This is a genomic window from Vibrio sp. 1402 (assembly GCF_033340275.1).
Map to the genome: position 1 here is coordinate 182,237 of NZ_JAWOWE010000002.1, position 17,390 is coordinate 199,626.

Below are 17,390 nucleotides of genomic sequence, written 5' to 3' on the forward strand. Positions count from 1 at the left end.
TATGGATAGCCAAATGAACAGCCGATTGTTTATAGGCAACGTTCGTCACCGTCGATTCACGCCTGTGAATCATGAGTTGAACTACTCTTTATTTATGCCCGCCATCGATGTAGACGAGCTCGATGCTTTAGAGAAAAAAGTATGGGGTTTTGGTTCGCGTTGGTGGCATTGGGCTCGCTTCAAGCGCAGTGATTACATTGGTGAAGGCAGCGTCAAGTCGGCAGTGCACAGCAAAATTGAAGAACTGACAGGTGTTCGCTGTACCGGCAAGGTAATCGCAGTCTGTCACTTGCGTTATCTAGGGCTTTATTTCAGTCCCGTTAATTTCTACTACGTTTATAACACGGAAGGAGAATGGAAGTATCTCCTCGCAGAGGTGAGTAACACTCCTTGGAATGAACGACATTACTACGTGGTGTCAGCAGATAAAGAAGAAGAAAAGTTTGGTTGGGAACAAGTTAAAGCATTCCATGTTTCACCATTCAACCCGATTGACCAACTCTACCGCTGGAGAATTAAACCTTTGACAGACAAGTTGAATATTCATCTTGAATGTCACAAAGGAGAGAAACACTTTGATGCCACCATGGTTATGAAAGCCAAGCCACTTTCAAGCAAAACCTTATTGAGGTGTTTGATCGTTACACCAATACAAACGGTAAAAGTAATGGTTGGTATTTATTGGCACGCATTAAAACTTTGGGTGAAAGGCGCACCTTTTTATTCTCATCCTAAATATTCAACGCATGAAGAAATAGAAGCCGATACTGAAAAAACAGACAAAAAAAATAAAAAGCACAAGGAGAATTCTGCATGTTAAATACTAGTTCTATGACATTGCCGCGTAAATTGACGACAACGCAAAAAGCGGCTCGCGGAGTTATTTTTCAATGTCTGCAAAAAATGGAAATCGGCTGCTTAACAGTTATTGAAAGTTTTAAGACGGAAACGACAGAGCGAAGCGAGCGTTTTAGTGCGCCAAAAAGGGAGGACAGTGGTCAACCTGTTGTCGCTACTATAGAGGTAAAACATCCAGGCTTTTATTCACGGATCTTGCAGGGCGGCAGTATTGCTGCTGGTGAGGCTTATATGGATGGGTGGTGGGATAGCCCCGATTTAACCTCATTAATGAAACTGATGGCCCTTAACATGCGTGCTCTAGATAAACTCGAAGAGCAAGGCAGTTGGTTGACTAAAATACTGTACAAGTTCAGTCATTGGTCAAACAGAAACTCTGAAGAGAACTCACGTAAAAATATCCATGCGCATTACGACTTGGGTAACAACCTATACGAAGCGTTCCTTGACACCAATATGCTGTACTCGTCGGCGCTTTACAATCATGCGGACGACTCTCTAGAGCAGGCTCAAATCAACAAAATGGATCGTCTATGTCAGCAACTTGAGCTGAAGCCCACTGATCATGTTGTTGAAATTGGCACTGGGTGGGGCGCTATGGCGATTTACATGGCCGAACAATACGGCTGTCAGGTCACCACAACAACGATATCTGAAGAGCAACACGCGTACGCGGAGCAAAAAATCAAAGAGCGTGGCTTAGAAGATAAAATCACACTACTCAAAGAAGATTACCGTAACTTAACCGGCACTTATGACAAGCTCGTTTCTATTGAAATGATTGAAGCTGTGGGCAAACAATTCCTGCCTTCGTACATTAAGGTCTGTGAGTCTTTATTGAAGACTGGTGGCTTGATGGCGATTCAAGCGATTACGATTGCCGATCAGCGTTACGATTACTACAGTAACAACGTCGACTTTATCCAAAAGTACATTTTCCCGGGTGGTTTTTTACCGTCGGTAACCTCACTAACCCAAGCAACAACAAAGTACAGTGACTTAGTGACGCGAGACTTGTTCGATATTGGTTTGGACTACGCCAAGACGCTGAACGAATGGCACTTACGTTTTAATCGAGCAGAGAATGAAGTGCGCTCGTTTGGCTACGACGACCGCTTTGTGCGTATGTGGCGCTACTATTTGAGCTACTGTGAAGGTGGCTTTTTGGCTCGCACGATCAGTGCCGTTCACATGACGTTTCAACGCCCGTAGTTCGTTATGAAGGTGTTTCTTGCTTCGACATGGTTCCAACTCTGCTGGTTTGCAGCGGTGCTTGGAACCTATCAATGGCAATGGGTGACGTTATTCCTTACTTTGGCAACCCTACTATATTGTTTGAAAACTGACGCATCTTCGCTCAAAAGTATTGGTGTTATCGCCACGATTGGTCTCGTGCTTGATACATTAAATCAGCAATTTTCAATTTTCATGTTTGCCACTCAATGGTTACCCCTTTGGCTTTTGTGCCTTTGGATTCTGTTCGCCTGGTATGCCTATCAACTCAAGTCAATTTTGTACCGTTTCCCAAAAACCTACGTATCAATAGTAGGCGGACTCGGAGGAACAGCGAGCTACTTTGCTGGCTATAAGCTCCAAGCCGTTGAATTTGGATTTAGCACTGGCGCTACACTGGCAATGTTGTTTGTCGAATGGTGCGTCATGATGCTCTTGATACTCAAGGTGTACGGAAATGAAAAGCTTGAAGAGAGACTTAACTCAGAGACTGACTAGGCTGCTTGCGTTGGTAATAGTAACTGGCTCTTTTGCTCTGCAAGCTCAACCTGTTGGAAACAGCGAAGCTGCTAGCAACATTGCGAATTGGAAGGGATGGAAAACTGTTGGAGAAGCCCAACTTACTTGGTTCATCTTCGATATTTATCACTCAAGATTAAAAGCGCCTGATGGAAAGTTCATCGTAAGCGATGACGTATCGCCACATCCCCTTGCGTTGGAAATTAATTACAAGAGAGACATCAGTAAGCAACAGCTGCTTGATGTGACGGATGAGCAGTGGGCGAAATTGGGTTTTACGGACTCATATCGAAAAGCTTGGATCAGCGAGCTCGATCGTATGTTTCCTGATATTCAAAAAGGTGACGAGCTTACTTATCTAACAGATGGAAAATCTGGTCAGCTTTTTTATAAGCAGGTTGGGGACGTGCAAGTAAAGAACGTTGGCATCATTGAAGACGAACGAATGAACGATGCATTTTTGGCTATATGGTTATCACCCAACACAGAATTTCCGAAACTCCGAAAACAATTGATAGGGCAGGTTAGATAGTGTTTAAACGAATTTTTAAATCAGCGACTTTAGTGGCAGCTGTTTTTCTTTCGGCATGTTCCGCAGACATTGATAATTACCGCTCTTCTAAACCGACTTTTGACGTATTCGGTTATTTCGAAGGCGACATAAAGGCGTGGGGGATGGTGCAAGATTATACCGGACAGCAAACGCGTCGCTTTGAAGTCGATATAGTGGGTACTGTAGCGGGTGATACGCTGACGCTGGTGGAAGACTTCGTGTTTGATGACGGAGAGGTGGACCAGCGAATTTGGGTTATCACTAGATTAGAAGACGGTCGTTATGAAGGTAAGGCAGACGATATTATAGGTGTGGCAACAGGGGAAGAGCAGGGCAATGCGCTACAGTGGCAATATGACTTTAAGCTACAAATGGAGGATTCATCAGTGACGGTTGCTTTTGATGATTGGCTTTATCGTCAGGATGACAGACACGTTTTCAATCTAACGAAAATAAAAAAGTTTGGTGTGGAAGTAGGAACAATAACCTTGTTCTTCCAAAAGCTGCCATAACAAATGGGGCTGATCTTCAATTAATAATCCATTCCATATAACTAAAATTATTTTCTCCCGACCTAACTCTCCTAACTAAAAAAGGTTGACGCTTTCGCGTCAACCTTTTAAGTATCTGGTCGTTACAGGAGTATTACAGCTTATCTGTCAGCTCGATTGCTTGACCGATATAGTTCGCTGGTGTCATCTCTTTCAGACGTGCTTTCTCGTGCTCAGGAAGCTCAAGACCGTCGATGAAGTTACGCATTGCTTCGCCGTCTACACGCTTACCACGAGTTAGCTCTTTCAGCTTCTCGTATGGCTTCTCGATGCCGTAACGACGCATAACGGTTTGTACTGGCTCAGCTAGTACTTCCCAGTTCTTGTCTAGTTCAGCAAGAAGCGCTTCACGGTTTACTTCTAGCTTGCTGATGCCTTTAAGTGTCGAAGTGTAAGCGATGATAGCGTAGCCAACACCAACACCAAGGTTACGTAGAACCGTTGAGTCAGTTAGGTCACGTTGCCAACGAGAGATAGGCAGTTTCTGTGCTAGGTGGCCGAATACAGCGTTCGCAAGACCTAGGTTACCTTCTGAGTTTTCAAAGTCGATTGGGTTAACTTTGTGAGGCATTGTTGAAGAACCGATCTCACCAGCAATAGTTTTTTGCTTGAAGTGGCCTAGTGCAATGTAACCCCAAACGTCACGGTCGAAGTCAATCAGGATAGTGTTGAAACGAGCGATAGCGTCGAACAGCTCAGCGATGTAATCGTGCGGTTCGATTTGAGTTGTGTAAGGGTTCCAAGTTACGCCTAGAGACTCTGTGATGAACTCTTCAGAGAACTTGTGCCAATCTAGCTCTGGGTAAGCAGAAAGGTGTGCATTGTAGTTACCTACTGCACCGTTGATTTTCGCTAGGATCTCAACGTTTTCGATTTGCTTGAATTGACGCTCCATACGGTACGCCACGTTTGCCATTTCTTTACCCATAGTAGATGGAGAAGCAGGCTGACCGTGTGTACGAGATAGAAGAGGAATGTCGCGGTATTCCACTGCTAGTGCTTTGATGGCGTCGATTAGGTTACGGATTTCTGGAAGAATCACGTTCTCACGCGCTTCTTTAAGCATTAGAGCGTGTGATGTGTTGTTGATGTCTTCAGAAGTACATGCGAAGTGGAAGAACTCGTTTACTGCGTGCAGTTCAGGAACGTCTGCTACTTTCTCTTTTAGGAAGTACTCAACCGCTTTTACGTCGTGGTTAGTTGTACGCTCGATCTCTTTGATACGGCGTGCATCTTCTTCAGAGAAGTTTGCAGCAAGGTCGTCTAGGAATTGGTTTGCTTCTGCGCTAAACGCTGGCACTTCTGCAATTTCAGCAGTAGCAGCAAGCTTTTGTAGCCAGCGGATTTCAACGATAGTACGGTACTTTAGTAGACCGTATTCACTGAAAATTTCGCGTAACGCAATTGTCTTGCTTCCGTAACGGCCGTCTACTGGTGAAACAGCAGTCAATGCTGACAGTTCCATGATGTTCTCCTGAATTGGGTTTCTAAATTTCGTGAGCTTTATACCAATAACTGTGGCAATTGTCACGAATATTGCGCAAACGTTTGCGCGAGATTTGTTTTAGTCGAAAAAAATGAGCTCGCGATAAACGCGAGCTGCTTATTTGATATTTTACTACAGACGAGCAAGAAGGATTTGTGCTTGCTCTACCATCTTCTTGCGCCCGAAGATTAGGTGGCGACGCTTACCACCAACTTGACGCCAAAGAACTGCACTACGAATGCCAGATAACAACAGCGCACGAACTTTGTGTTGGCTTGCCGTCTGCTGCAGTACAGATGGCGTGCCCGTTACTTGAATGCGTGGGCCAATAGGGCTAACGACATCCAGATAGATGCTCGCTAAATTGCTGATCATTTGATCGTCTAGTAGCTCAAAGTGCTCTGACTGACGCTTGGCCATTTGAATACGATCACCAAGCTGAGACATAGCATCGTTTCGAGAGCTTAACTTACGTTCTAACGCCATTAAACTAATAATGTAACGAGTAATTTCACTGCCTGATGGTGTGCTATCAATCCCTTTAACCAAGCATTCTAGGCCGAGCTTTAGATCGGCTTCGCGACCGAATACGCCAACTGTGTTAGCAGGGTTAGTGCTCAAAATAGCGTTGATTGATGTTTCAAAAGCATCTTGATCACAATGTCCGTTTCTCGCTACCTGTTGAACTAAAGCAACAGCTTGGCAAATCCCAGCGAAAGCGATAGTACGGTCATAAAGTGTATTCGCCACGTAACGACTCCTAAGCTTGAGAATATTTAATGCGTTGCTCGATGATGCCGCCACCTAGGCACACGTCACCTTTGTAGAACACTGCTGATTGACCTGGAGTTACAGCAATTTGTGGCTCGTCAAAGATAACTTTAATGTTTTCATCATCGATAGGGATGATTGTACAAGGAATATCTTCCTGACGGTAACGAGTTTTCACTGTGCACTTCATAACATCGCGAATTGGCTCACGATCTACCCAGTGAAGTTGTGATGCAAGTAGACCTTCTGATTTCAACATTGGATGGTCTTTACCTTGAACGGCAATCAAAACGTTACGCTCTAGGTCTTTCTCACCAACGAACCATGGGTCTTCGTTACCACCGCCACCTTTACGGCCACCGATGTGCAGACCTTTACGCTGACCAAGAGTGTGGTACATCAGGCCTTGATGTTGACCAATCACTTCGCCCTCAGGTGTTTCGATGTTACCTGGTTGAGCTGGAAGGTAGCGACCTAGGAATTCTGTAAACTTGCGTTCACCGATGAAACAAATACCCGTAGAGTCTTTCTTCTTCGCTGTGATTAGATCTTGCTCTTCCGCAATGCGGCGTACTTCTGGCTTTTCTAGATCACCAACAGGGAATAGGCTACGTGCGATTTGCTCGTTGCTTAATGTATACAGGAAGTAGCTTTGATCTTTGTTGCCATCTAGACCACGTAGCATTTGTGGTTTTTCACCGTTTTCAGGGAAAGAACGACGCACGTAGTGACCCATTGCAATGTAATCCGCATCAAGCACTTCATCAGCGAACTCTAGGAATGCTTTGAACTTGATTTCTTTGTTACAAAGAATGTCTGGGTTTGGTGTACGACCTGCTTTGTATTCTGCAAGGAAGTACTCAAATACGTTATCCCAGTATTCAGCAGCAAAGTTGATGGTGTGTAGGTGAATGCCCAGCTTGTCACATACTGCCTGAGCATCAGCAAGATCTTCTGCTGCTGTACAATACTCTTCGTTGTCATCTTCTTCCCAGTTCTTCATGAACAGGCCTTCTACTTGGTAGCCTTGTTGCTTTAGAAGATACGCAGAAACAGATGAATCAACGCCGCCGGACATACCGACGATGACTTTCTTTTGGCTGTTATCAGACATTACTAAACACCACTAAAATTAACGGGACGCAGATTCTACCAGAATCCACTGACCGGTGACAGATCCGAGATCGAAATCACACTTCGATTTTGGCTTAAATTTATCCAAATGCGAAGGTGAGGGTTAAATTCGATAAGTATAGAAGGGTTATATATGGCATAGTTGGCAAAAATCCAAGAGGAAAAAGCAAATGACTGAAGAAAACCAATTTATGCAAGAAAGTGAGTTGATTGAAATTGTTGAAAATCAGCTAGAAGATGGCAATCCGCTCAAAGTAAAAGAAACCTTGATGCGTTTAATGATGACAGGTACACCACGTGAAGATGCGGTTGCGATGATGGCATGCGCAATGTCGATTGAGATTTTCGACGTGATGAAAAACGAAGGTGAATTCAATCTGAAACGCTACAGCGAGCACCTTGATCAATTACCAGATTTGGGTTTCATGGAAGGCGAATAGGCCGATTGAAAGAAAAAAGCAGACTGCAAACGTTTGCTATAATTGCCTTTATTGCTGCTTTAATAACGGCGGTATAGAATCCGTTCTCCTTTTCATCCCTTACTCAGACTAACAATATGAAATTTCCTGGACAACGCAAATCCAAGCACTATTTTCCTGTTCATGCTCGTGACCCATTGGTGAGCCAAGCACAAGAAAGTAAAAAGATGACGCGCACACACATCATCGGCATTGATCAAACGCTGGTTGATATTGAAGCGAAAGTGACAACGGATGTGATTGAAAAGTACGGTTTGAGTAAAGGACACTCGTTGGTTATTGATGATGCAACAGCAGAAGCTTTGTACCAACAGCTAAAAGCAGAATGCCTGATTACCAATGAGTATGCAGGTGGTACGATCGGTAATACGCTGCACAACTATTCAGTGTTGGCCGATGACCGTTCAACACTTCTGGGCGTAATGAGCCAAGATATCAAAATCGGCAGCTACGGTTACCGCTACCTATGTAACACATCTAGCCGTATGGACCTGAACTACCTACAAGGTGTTGACGGTGCAATCGGTCGTTGTTTTGCTCTGATTACCGAAGATGGTGAACGTACTTTCGCAATCAGCGAAGGTCAAATGAACCAACTTCACCCAGACAATATCCCTGAGAAGATCTTCAAGAGCGCATCTGCTCTAGTTCTTACTGCATACCTTGTTCGTTGTAAAGAAGGCGACCCAATGCCGGAAGCAACGATGCGTGCTATTGAATACGCGAAAAAGCACGATGTACCAGTGGTATTAACGCTAGGTACTAAATTTGTTATTCAAGATGATCCAACATTCTGGCAAGAATTCATTCGCGACAATGTTTCTGTCGTTGCGATGAACGAAGACGAAGCAGAAGCACTGACGGGGGAATCTGATCCACTTGCTGCGTCTGATAAAACATTGGAGTGGGCTGATCTAGTATTGTGCACGGCGGGTCCTGTAGGTCTATTTATGGCTGGGTATACGGAAGATAGCGCGAAGCGCGAAACTTCTTTGCCATTACTTCCAGGGTCAATTGCTGAATTTAATCGTTATGAATTCAGTCGTCCGGCGAAAAAAGACTCATGCGAGACGCCAATAAAAGTGTACTCGCATATCTCGCCATATATGGGTGGCCCAGAAAAAATTAAGAATACAAATGGCGCAGGTGATGCTGCGTTATCTGCTGTTCTTCATGATATGGCAGCAAATAAATACCATAAAGAAAATGTGCCTAATTCAAGCAAGCACAGTAACGAGTATTTAACTTACTCTTCTTTTTCTCAAGTCTGCAAATACGCAAACCGTGCTAGCTACGAAGTTCTCGTGCAACATTCACCACGATTGTCGCGCGGACTTCCTGAGCGGGAAGATAGCCTAGAAGAAGCATACTGGGAACGTTAATACGAAGCGGTTTAATTAACTATTCTGTAACTAAAGTAAAAGGCACATTAAGAAATGTGCCTTTTTTATTTGTAATGGTTTAAATAAAAAAGGCTCCCTATGGGAGCCTTTTAAAAATAGCACGGATCTAGATTAGGAACTCATCCAGAGATTTACCTGCATCAAGTTGCTCTTGAATCGCCGAAGGTGTACGACCTTGGCCAGTCCAAGTTTTCTCATTACCGTTTGAATCTGTGTATTTGTATTTAGCAGGGCGAGGTGCGCGCTTCGCTTTGCCTTTCGTCTTAGTTTCGCCAGATAGCGCAGTAATAAGTGCTTCTACGTCAATACCGTCTTGAGCGATTTTCTCAGCAATCTCTGCAAGCTTAGCTTCTTGCTCTGCTTGTGCTGCGCGTTCTGCTTCTTCTGCTTCACGACGCTCATCTACGACAGTAGTGAGTTTATCTAGAGCTTCTTCCAATTGTTCTAGAGTCAGCTCACGAGAAAATGCACGAAGGCTACGGATATTTAGAAGGGTTTTAGTCAGCTCTGACATAACGATTCCTATTAAAAGGTTAATGTGTTGGGCACTTTTTATCGTTACGATTAAATAATGCCAATCTATAAATAAACAAAGAGTCCTTATATTTAACTTTATCTTTTCCTTATGTGCAAATGCTAAATCAAGATTTTGTTTAAATTTGACTATTTTTTAAAGCAATTAATATTATTACACTCGAAATAAATCATTATTAGATGAGAACTAAAATCAACAATCATTATTGTATAGAGAGAGTGACAGCTTGGTTTTTTATAAAAAAATTTGAGTTATTACTTAAAAATATGAAGCATCCATCTTTAATGCTGTGTCATATATCCTTAATTTATTGATATAAGATAAACCATGATATTTCTAAGGTAGTAATAATGTTTCATAAATAACATGATTGATGTGATTTCAGTTGCACAAAACTTATGGAAGTAGGCAAGGTTTATAAATTATCTCAGTCATTATTTATTTGTTTAATTTAGTTTGATGTGTTGCATTGACTCTCATCATAAGTACAATGGCTGCCACCTGATGCAATATTGCAGACAATTTGTTGTTAATTTGTACAGTTAGTGGTTAATTGTTTGTTGTTGCCGTAGAGGCGCGGTCTCGAAGAGTAGCTATTATTGGGGTGATGCCAATGAATAATAGTGGAAGGCGAAGATTGCCGAAGTAAGTAACTCATCAAAGTTACTTGCTGGGGTTGTATCTGAAAGGAACAACACTGCCATAGTATATATTCACATTAAACTATGGAGCGCTACTGTAGGGTTGGGTGGAGTGTTCGCTTCCCTGTCGCTAAGTTCAACATGAGCACGTATCGTATGCTACGTGACTTGTCTGCAGTAGATCTCTAGCCAAACTTTGGTTTTTGAAGATCATGAATTTAATAGATTTTTCTAGTTCTCCTGTTTCATTATTGCCACCTATTGTCGCTTTGACTTTGGCGATTTTGACTCGACGTGTATTAGTTTCCTTGGGTGTAGGTATCGTGCTAGGTGCGGTGCTACTTAATAGCTGGTCTATCAGCGACACCGCAGGTTACGTCAGTTCTCAAGTTTCTTCTGTCTTTATTGAAGATGGCGGAATTAACACTTGGAACATGAGCATTGTTGGTTTCCTAATCTTATTAGGTATGACAACAGCTTTATTAACGCTATCTGGCGGTACTCGTGCTTTTGCTGAATGGGCACAATCTCGAGTGAAGAGTAAACGCGGCTCCAAACTTCTTGCCGCCTTTTTAGGCGTATTCATTTTTGTCGATGATTACTTTAATAGCCTTGCTGTTGGTGCGATCTCTCGCCCAGTAACCGATCGCTTTTATGTGTCTCGCGCTAAGCTTGCGTACATTCTAGACTCAACCGCTGCTCCAATGTGTGTAATTATGCCTGCTTCTAGCTGGGGTGCTTACATTATTACTATTATTGGCGGGATCTTAGTCTCACATGGGATCACAGAGTATTCGGCTCTTGGCGCATATGTTCGTCTTATTCCAATGAACTTCTACGCCGTTTTTGCGCTGCTAATGGTGTTCGCTGTTGCGTGGTTTGGTCTTGATATTGGTAAAATGCGTGAGCATGAGATCTCTGCATCGCAAGGTCGTGGCTTTGATAAAGACAAAGAAAATGACTCGCAAGAAGCGCATGACCTAAACGAAGAGCTAGATATCCGTGAAAGTGAAAAGGGTAAAGTGTCAGATTTGATACTTCCTATCGTGACGCTGATTATCGCGACTATCGCTTCAATGCTTTACACGGGTGGCCAAGCATTGGCTGCTGATGGTAAGGAGTTTGCGCTTCTTGGTGCTTTTGAAAATACAGATGTAGGTACATCACTAATCTACGGTAGCTTGCTTGGCTTAGCAGTTGCAGTGTTTACTGTTGTGAAGCAAGGTCTACCAATGGCTGAGATCGCACGTACACTTTGGATTGGTGCTAAGTCTATGTTTGGTGCGATTCTAATCTTAGTATTTGCCTGGACCATTGGTTCTGTTATCGGTGATATGAAGACTGGTACTTACCTTTCGACAATGGCGCAGGGCAATATCAACCCTCATTGGCTCCCAGTTATCCTATTCTTGTTGTCTGGCCTGATGGCGTTCTCAACAGGTACTTCATGGGGTACGTTCGGCATTATGCTACCAATCGCGGGTGACATGGCTGGCGCAACAGACGTAGCGCTAATGCTACCGATGCTGAGTGCGGTTTTAGCTGGTGCGGTATTCGGTGACCATTGTTCACCAATCTCAGATACGACTATCTTGTCATCGACGGGTGCACGTTGTAACCACATTGATCACGTATCAACACAGCTACCTTATGCATTATCAGTCGCGCTTGTTTCATGCGTGGGCTTTATTGCCCTTGGTATGACTGCTTCAATTGCGTTTTCGTTTATTGCAGCGTCGATAACATTCGTTATCGTTTGCGCTATTTTGTCATGGCTTTCAAAGTCTAAAATAGCGTCTTGCCAGAGTGCGTAATTCACTGATTTAAAAAGTAAATTTTTAGGAGGCTTCGGCCTCCTTTTTTATTTGTATTATACAATTCGAATTTTTTTAAAATTAAGGGTTGAAAAAAGTAATCAGCTTGGTTAGTGTGGTTGGTAACAAAGCAAATGAGAAGAGCCTTGAAATAAGTATGCGTAATTTTGTAATGAACATTCATCACCATCATCACCCAATCTAGTCTTTCGGGCGATGTACGCATACCCGGGAGGCAGGAAACTCCCGGAGGTAAAATCAAAGTAAAAGCAGATTTTAAACCCTCGGGAGACTTCAATCTCCCGAGGGTTTTTTAGTTTTATTAGTTTGAAAAATACTTAGATATCAAAATCTTGCATAGGGACAAAGCAATGCAAACACAACGTTTAAGAATCGCAATTCAGAAAAAAGGTCGTCTTAGCAAAGAGAGTCAAGCTCTACTAAAACAGTGCGGCGTAAAGTTCAACGTAATGGGCGAGCGTTTAGTTGTCCATTCTGAAAATATGCCAATTGATTTACTCTTGGTTCGTGACGACGACATCCCAGGTTTAATTATGGATGGCGTGGTTGACCTTGGCTTTATTGGCGAAAATGAACTAGAAGAAGTTCGCCTTGACCGCAAAGCATTAGGTGAACCCTGCGAGTTTGTTCAGCTTCGTCGACTTGATTTTGGTGGCTGTCGTTTATCTATCGCAATCGACAAGGACGAAGAGTACAACGGTCCACAAGACTTAGCTGGCAAGCGTATTGCTACAACGTATCCTCAACTTCTAAAAGCGTACATGGATGAAGCCGGCGTTCCATTCTCTACATGTATGCTGACAGGCTCTGTAGAAGTTGCCCCTCGCGCGGGTCTCGCTGATGCTATCGCTGATTTGGTTTCTACAGGTGCAACACTGGAAGCGAACGGCCTTAAAGAAGCTGAAATTATCTTTAAATCAAAAGCGACATTGATTCAACGCACAGGTGAGTTCGACGCAGACAAAGTGGCGCTAATCGAAAAGCTGTTAACTCGTATGCAAGGCGTGCAGCAAGCGAAAGAATCTAAGTACATTATGCTTCACGCCCCAGCAGAGAAGTTAGATCAAATTAAAGCACTACTGCCAGGTGCTGAAGACCCAACTGTTCTTCCTCTTTCTGCAGATAAGCAGAAAATGGCTGTTCACTTAGTGAGTTCTGAAAACCTATTCTGGGAAACAATGGAACAGCTGAAAGAGTTGGGCGCAAGTTCAATTCTCGTTCTACCAATTGAAAAAATGATGGAGTAAGCATCATGAGAACAGTCGTTTGGCAATCATTAAGTGAGAATCAGCAAGACTCTATTTTGGAGCGCCCTGCTATTGCAGAAGGTGCCAATATCACCACTGCTGTGGCCGAAGTTATTGCTAAAGTTCGAGAAGAAGGTGACTCTGCTCTTATTGAGCTGACAGAAAAGTTTGACCGTGTTAAGCCTGAATCCATTCGTGTTTCTTCTCAGGAAATTAAGGCAGCGTCAGAGCGTTTGTCAGAGTCAATGAAGAGCGCACTAGAGCAAGCTTACGCCAATATTTCTAAGTTCCACAAAGCGCAAAAGCCGCAACCGCTCAAGGTGGAAACGCAGCCAGGTGTTCTTTGTGAACAAGTAACACGTCCAATTCAAAAAGTGGGTTTGTACATTCCTGGTGGCAGTGCGCCTTTGCCATCGACTGTTTTGATGCTCGGCGTTCCTGCAAAAATTGCAGGTTGTCGTAAAGTCGTTCTTTGTTCTCCACCGCCAATCGCTGATGAGATCCTTTATGTCGCGAAGCTGTGTGGCATTGATGAAGTGTACAACGTCGGTGGTGGCCAAGCAGTTGCTGCAATGGCTTATGGCACCGAGACTGTATCGAAAGTAGATAAGATCTTTGGTCCGGGCAACGCTTACGTGACCGAAGCAAAACGACAGGTTAGCAATGATTTCCGCGGTGCTGCGATTGATATGCCAGCAGGGCCATCAGAAGTTCTTGTGATTGCCGATGAAACCGCAGATGCAGACTTTATCGCTGCGGATCTTTTGAGCCAAGCAGAACACGGTCCTGATTCTCAAGTGGTATTGGTGACTCCTTCTCCTGTGATTGCTGATAAAGTGACGGATGCGGTTCAACGTCAGCTTAAGGAGCTATCTCGTGCGGACATCGCAGAGCAAGCATTGGCTTCAAGCTTGATCATCATTGCCGAGTCTCTTACTCAATCGGTTTCCATTTCGAATTACTACGGTCCTGAGCACTTAATTGTTCAGACTAAGAACCCACGCGAGCTTTTACCTCTATTAGATAACGCAGGTTCTATCTTCCTAGGTGATTGGTCGCCTGAATCAGCAGGTGATTACGCATCGGGCACCAACCACGTTCTTCCTACTTACGGTTACACACGCACGTATTCAAGCTTAGGTTTGGCCGATTTCTCCAAGCGTATGACGGTTCAAGAACTGTCTGCTGATGGCCTAAAGAACCTTGCACCAACTGTGGTCACCATGGCGGAAGCAGAAGGTCTGGATGCGCACAAACGTGCAGTGACCATTCGCGTAGAAAAATTAGCAAGTAAGAAAGAATAAGAGAGTAATGAGATGGAAAAGCTAGCGCGTAAACAAGTCCAACAGCTTACCCCTTATATGTCGGCTCGCCGAATCGGTGGTACGGGTGACGTATGGCTAAACGCCAACGAATCGCCATTCAATAATGAATATAAAACAGACTTTGCTCGTCTTAATCGTTACAGCGAATGCCAACCGAAAGAACTGATTTCCGCTTATGCAGCGTATGCGGGTGTGAAACCAGAACAAACGCTGACTTCTCGCGGTGCTGATGAAGGTATTGAGTTATTAATTCGTGCATTCTGTGAGCCGGGTGAAGATGCGATTCTTTACTGCCCACCAACTTACGGCATGTACGCCATCAGTGCAGAAACCATAGGTGTAGAGCGTAAAACCGTGCCGCTAACGTCAGATTGGCAACTAGACCTTGCAGGCATCGAAGCTAATCTGGATAACGTGAAACTGGTTTTTGTATGTTCGCCAAACAACCCAACAGGTAACTTGGTTAAGCGAGAGGACATTGTGTCTCTGCTTGAGATGACAAAAGACCGTGCAATCGTGGTGATGGATGAAGCGTACATCGATTTTTGTCCAGAAGCGTCAACGGTGGACCTACTGGCGCAATACTCGAATCTTGCGATTCTGCGTACTCTGTCGAAAGCTTTTGCGCTTGCAGGTCTGCGTTGTGGATTTACGCTTGCGAACGAAGAGCTTATTAATGTACTTCTTAAAGTTATCGCACCTTACCCAGTCCCAGTTCCAGTGGCAGAAATTGCGACTCAGGCGCTTTCGGAAGCTGGTTTAGCACGAGCGAAGTTTCAAGTTCTCGATTTGAATGCAAACCGTGCTTACTTGCAAGTTGGCCTTTCAATGATTCCGGGCTTGGAAGTGTTTGAAGGGTGGGGGAACTACCTATTGGTGAAATTCCCAGATGGCGATGACCTTTTCAAAGCGGCTTGGGATACGGGCATTATTTTGCGTAACTCGCCAATTGAAAATTGTGTGCGTATCAGTGTGGGTAACCGTGACGAGTGCGAAAAAACGCTTGGATTTATCAGAAACTACTACGCATAAATAGAGACAGAATTTATCGCTCTCGCTCAATAGCGGGAGCGCCAAAAGAATAGCAATAAGGAAGTTCGAGTGAGCAAACAACAAAAAATCCTTTTTATTGATCGTGATGGCACCTTAATTGTCGAGCCGCCGATTGATTTTCAAGTAGACCGTTTAGACAAACTAAAGCTAGAGCCATTTGTTATCCCAAGCCTGTTGTCGTTGCAGGATGCAGGATACCGTCTAGTGATGGTCACGAACCAAGATGGTTTGGGTACCGACAGCTACCCACAAGAAGATTTTGATGCACCACACAACATGATGATGGAGATCTTTGAATCTCAAGGTGTGAAGTTTGATGATGTGCTGATTTGTCCTCACTTTGATGAAGATAACTGCTCTTGCCGTAAGCCTAAATTGGGCTTGGTAAAAGAGTACCTTCAAGGTGGCAAAGTGGATTTCCAAAATTCTGTTGTGATTGGCGATCGTCAAACTGATCTTCAACTTGCAGAAAACATGGCAATTCGTGGCATTCAATACAACCCAGAAACCATGGGTTGGAAACAGATCCTGAAAGATCTCACGGTGAAGGCACGCGTTGCTGAAGTGGTTCGCACCACAAAAGAAACGGACATCAAAGTATTCGTTAATCTTGACGAACAAGGCGGCAATGACATCTCTACTGGTCTTGGCTTCTTCGACCACATGCTGGATCAAATCGCGACACACGGCGGGTTCCAGATGGTGTGCAAAGTAGAAGGTGACCTGCACATTGATGATCACCACACAGTAGAAGATACCGCTCTTGCGTTGGGTCAAGCGTTGAAAGAAGCACTGGGTGACAAGCGTGGTATTGGTCGCTTTGGCTTTAGTTTGCCAATGGATGAGTGTTTGACGCAATGCGCACTAGACCTATCAGGTCGTCCTTACCTTAAGTTCGACGCGCAATTCAGCCGTGAGCAAGTGGGTGATCTTTCAACAGAGATGGTGGTTCACTTCTTCCGTTCTCTGACTGACACATTAGCGTGTACGCTGCACCTGTCTTCTGCGGGCAACAATGATCACCACATCATTGAAAGCTTGTTTAAAGCGTTTGGTCGTACTTTGCGCCAAGCAATCAAAGTAGAAGGCACTGAGCTACCAAGTAGTAAAGGCGTGCTTTAAGGCTAACTTTAGCAAGGAGAAAAACAGTGACAGAACAGAAAGTTGTCATTATCGATACTGGCTGTGCCAACGTCTCTTCGGTGAAGTTTGCTATTAAACGCCTAGGCTATGACGTAACTATTTCAAAAGATCCGCAAGTTGTATTGTCGGCAGATAAGCTATTCCTACCAGGCGTGGGAACCGCCAGCGAAGCGATGAAGAATCTAGAAGAGCGCGATCTTATCAGCTTGGTAAAACAGGTAGAAAAGCCATTGCTAGGTATCTGTTTAGGCATGCAACTGTTGGGCAAAGTGTCTCAAGAGAAAGGGCAGAAAGCCGACGAGTTGGTTGAGTGTCTTGGACTTTGTGATGGCGAAGTGAAGTTGCTACAAACCGGCGATTTACCGCTGCCGCACATGGGTTGGAATACAGTGTCTGCAAAAGCAGGTAATCCACTTTTCAAAGGTATTGAAGAAGGTGAGTACTTCTACTTCGTGCACAGCTTTGCAATGCCTGTTGGGGATTACACGATTGCGGAATGCGAGTACGGCAACCCGTTCACAGCAGCAGTACAAAGCGGTAACTACTACGGCGTGCAATTCCACCCTGAGCGTTCTTCAAAAGCGGGCGCGAAGCTTATTCAAAACTTCTTAGAATTATAAAAGG

17 protein-coding genes, 1 riboswitch and 1 other annotated feature are annotated in these 17,390 nt (G+C 44.1%); of the genes, 13 read left to right on the top strand and 4 right to left on the bottom strand.

What is annotated here, in order from left to right; all coding sequences use genetic code 11:
* Nucleotide 1: 1 nt before the first annotated feature.
* The 5 genes from R7044_RS04280 to R7044_RS04300 are packed head-to-tail and all read left to right on the top strand — an operon-like array spanning nt 2 to nt 3,675.
* Nucleotides 2-820, top strand: coding sequence for a DUF1365 domain-containing protein (locus R7044_RS04280; protein ID WP_005378205.1), 819 nt, complete (start codon nt 2-4; stop codon nt 818-820).
* Nucleotides 814-2,070, top strand: a complete 1,257-nt coding sequence (locus R7044_RS04285; RefSeq protein ID WP_205390792.1) for an SAM-dependent methyltransferase — start codon at nt 814-816, stop codon at nt 2,068-2,070. Before R7044_RS04280 ends, R7044_RS04285 begins: the two co-directional genes overlap by 7 nt.
* Nucleotides 2,071-2,076: 6 nt before the next feature.
* Nucleotides 2,077-2,589, top strand: coding sequence for a DUF2878 domain-containing protein (locus tag R7044_RS04290; RefSeq protein WP_042522066.1), 513 nt, complete (start codon nt 2,077-2,079; stop codon nt 2,587-2,589).
* The gene (locus R7044_RS04295) at nt 2,549-3,142 is read left to right on the top strand and encodes a chalcone isomerase family protein (RefSeq protein ID WP_017821712.1); all 594 of its coding nucleotides are present in this window, start codon (nt 2,549-2,551) and stop codon (nt 3,140-3,142) included. The genes R7044_RS04290 and R7044_RS04295 overlap by 41 nt, the downstream gene beginning before the upstream one ends.
* Nucleotides 3,142-3,675, top strand: coding sequence for a DUF3833 domain-containing protein (locus tag R7044_RS04300; protein ID WP_205390793.1), 534 nt, complete (start codon nt 3,142-3,144; stop codon nt 3,673-3,675). The genes R7044_RS04295 and R7044_RS04300 overlap by 1 nt, the downstream gene beginning before the upstream one ends.
* 133 nt (nt 3,676-3,808) lie before the next feature.
* On the opposite strand, the gene purB is transcribed toward R7044_RS04300, so the two are convergent.
* From purB to mnmA, 3 genes are all read right to left on the bottom strand, one after another.
* Nucleotides 3,809-5,179 carry an adenylosuccinate lyase gene (gene purB, locus R7044_RS04305; protein ID WP_005378198.1) on the bottom strand — a complete coding sequence of 457 codons (1,371 nt, stop codon included), beginning with the start codon at nt 5,177-5,179 and terminating at the stop codon, nt 3,809-3,811.
* A 153-nt stretch (nt 5,180-5,332) separates the two neighbouring features.
* Nucleotides 5,333-5,950 (bottom strand): high frequency lysogenization protein HflD, encoded by a 618-nt coding sequence (hflD, locus tag R7044_RS04310; RefSeq protein WP_005378194.1) that lies wholly within the window; start codon nt 5,948-5,950, stop codon nt 5,333-5,335.
* Nucleotides 5,951-5,960: 10 nt separating this feature from the next.
* On the bottom strand, nt 5,961-7,085 hold the full coding sequence (gene mnmA, locus R7044_RS04315) for a tRNA 2-thiouridine(34) synthase MnmA (RefSeq protein WP_005378192.1): 1,125 nt from the start codon (nt 7,083-7,085) through the stop codon (nt 5,961-5,963).
* A gap of 190 nt (nt 7,086-7,275) precedes the next feature.
* On the opposite strand from mnmA, the gene R7044_RS04320 reads away from it, so the two are divergent.
* Both R7044_RS04320 and R7044_RS04325 read left to right on the top strand, forming a co-directional pair.
* Nucleotides 7,276-7,545, top strand: a complete 270-nt coding sequence (locus R7044_RS04320; protein WP_005437209.1) for a hypothetical protein — start codon at nt 7,276-7,278, stop codon at nt 7,543-7,545.
* Between the two features lie 116 nt (nt 7,546-7,661).
* A complete protein-coding gene (locus tag R7044_RS04325; RefSeq protein WP_205390794.1) occupies nt 7,662-8,966 on the top strand; it encodes an inosine/guanosine kinase in 1,305 nt (434 codons plus the stop codon).
* A gap of 127 nt (nt 8,967-9,093) precedes the next feature.
* On the opposite strand, the gene R7044_RS04330 is transcribed toward R7044_RS04325, so the two are convergent.
* On the bottom strand, nt 9,094-9,501 hold the full coding sequence (locus R7044_RS04330) for an H-NS family nucleoid-associated regulatory protein (RefSeq protein WP_005378185.1): 408 nt from the start codon (nt 9,499-9,501) through the stop codon (nt 9,094-9,096).
* 582 nt (nt 9,502-10,083) lie between these two features.
* A riboswitch (Lysine riboswitch) is annotated at nt 10,084-10,266 on the top strand.
* Between the two features lie 109 nt (nt 10,267-10,375).
* On the opposite strand from R7044_RS04330, the gene tet(35) reads away from it, so the two are divergent.
* From tet(35) to hisH, 6 genes are all read left to right on the top strand, one after another.
* Nucleotides 10,376-11,977 (top strand): tetracycline efflux Na+/H+ antiporter family transporter Tet(35), encoded by a 1,602-nt coding sequence (gene tet(35), locus R7044_RS04335; RefSeq protein ID WP_205390795.1) that lies wholly within the window; start codon nt 10,376-10,378, stop codon nt 11,975-11,977.
* Nucleotides 11,978-12,157: 180 nt separating this feature from the next.
* Nucleotides 12,158-12,295: a sequence feature (His leader region), on the top strand.
* A gap of 53 nt (nt 12,296-12,348) precedes the next feature.
* The gene (gene hisG / locus R7044_RS04340; RefSeq protein ID WP_005378180.1) at nt 12,349-13,245 is read left to right on the top strand and encodes an ATP phosphoribosyltransferase; all 897 of its coding nucleotides are present in this window, start codon (nt 12,349-12,351) and stop codon (nt 13,243-13,245) included.
* 5 nt (nt 13,246-13,250) lie between these two features.
* Nucleotides 13,251-14,549, top strand: a complete 1,299-nt coding sequence (gene hisD / locus R7044_RS04345; RefSeq protein WP_171342733.1) for a histidinol dehydrogenase — start codon at nt 13,251-13,253, stop codon at nt 14,547-14,549.
* A 12-nt stretch (nt 14,550-14,561) separates the two neighbouring features.
* Nucleotides 14,562-15,602 carry a histidinol-phosphate transaminase gene (hisC, locus tag R7044_RS04350; RefSeq protein ID WP_054575133.1) on the top strand — a complete coding sequence of 347 codons (1,041 nt, stop codon included), beginning with the start codon at nt 14,562-14,564 and terminating at the stop codon, nt 15,600-15,602.
* 69 nt (nt 15,603-15,671) lie between these two features.
* Complete coding sequence (hisB, locus tag R7044_RS04355; protein WP_225455369.1) at nt 15,672-16,745, top strand: bifunctional histidinol-phosphatase/imidazoleglycerol-phosphate dehydratase HisB; 1,074 nt, start codon at nt 15,672-15,674, stop codon at nt 16,743-16,745.
* A gap of 26 nt (nt 16,746-16,771) precedes the next feature.
* On the top strand, nt 16,772-17,386 hold the full coding sequence (hisH, locus tag R7044_RS04360) for an imidazole glycerol phosphate synthase subunit HisH (protein WP_033905091.1): 615 nt from the start codon (nt 16,772-16,774) through the stop codon (nt 17,384-17,386).
* Nucleotides 17,387-17,390: the final 4 nt, after the last annotated feature.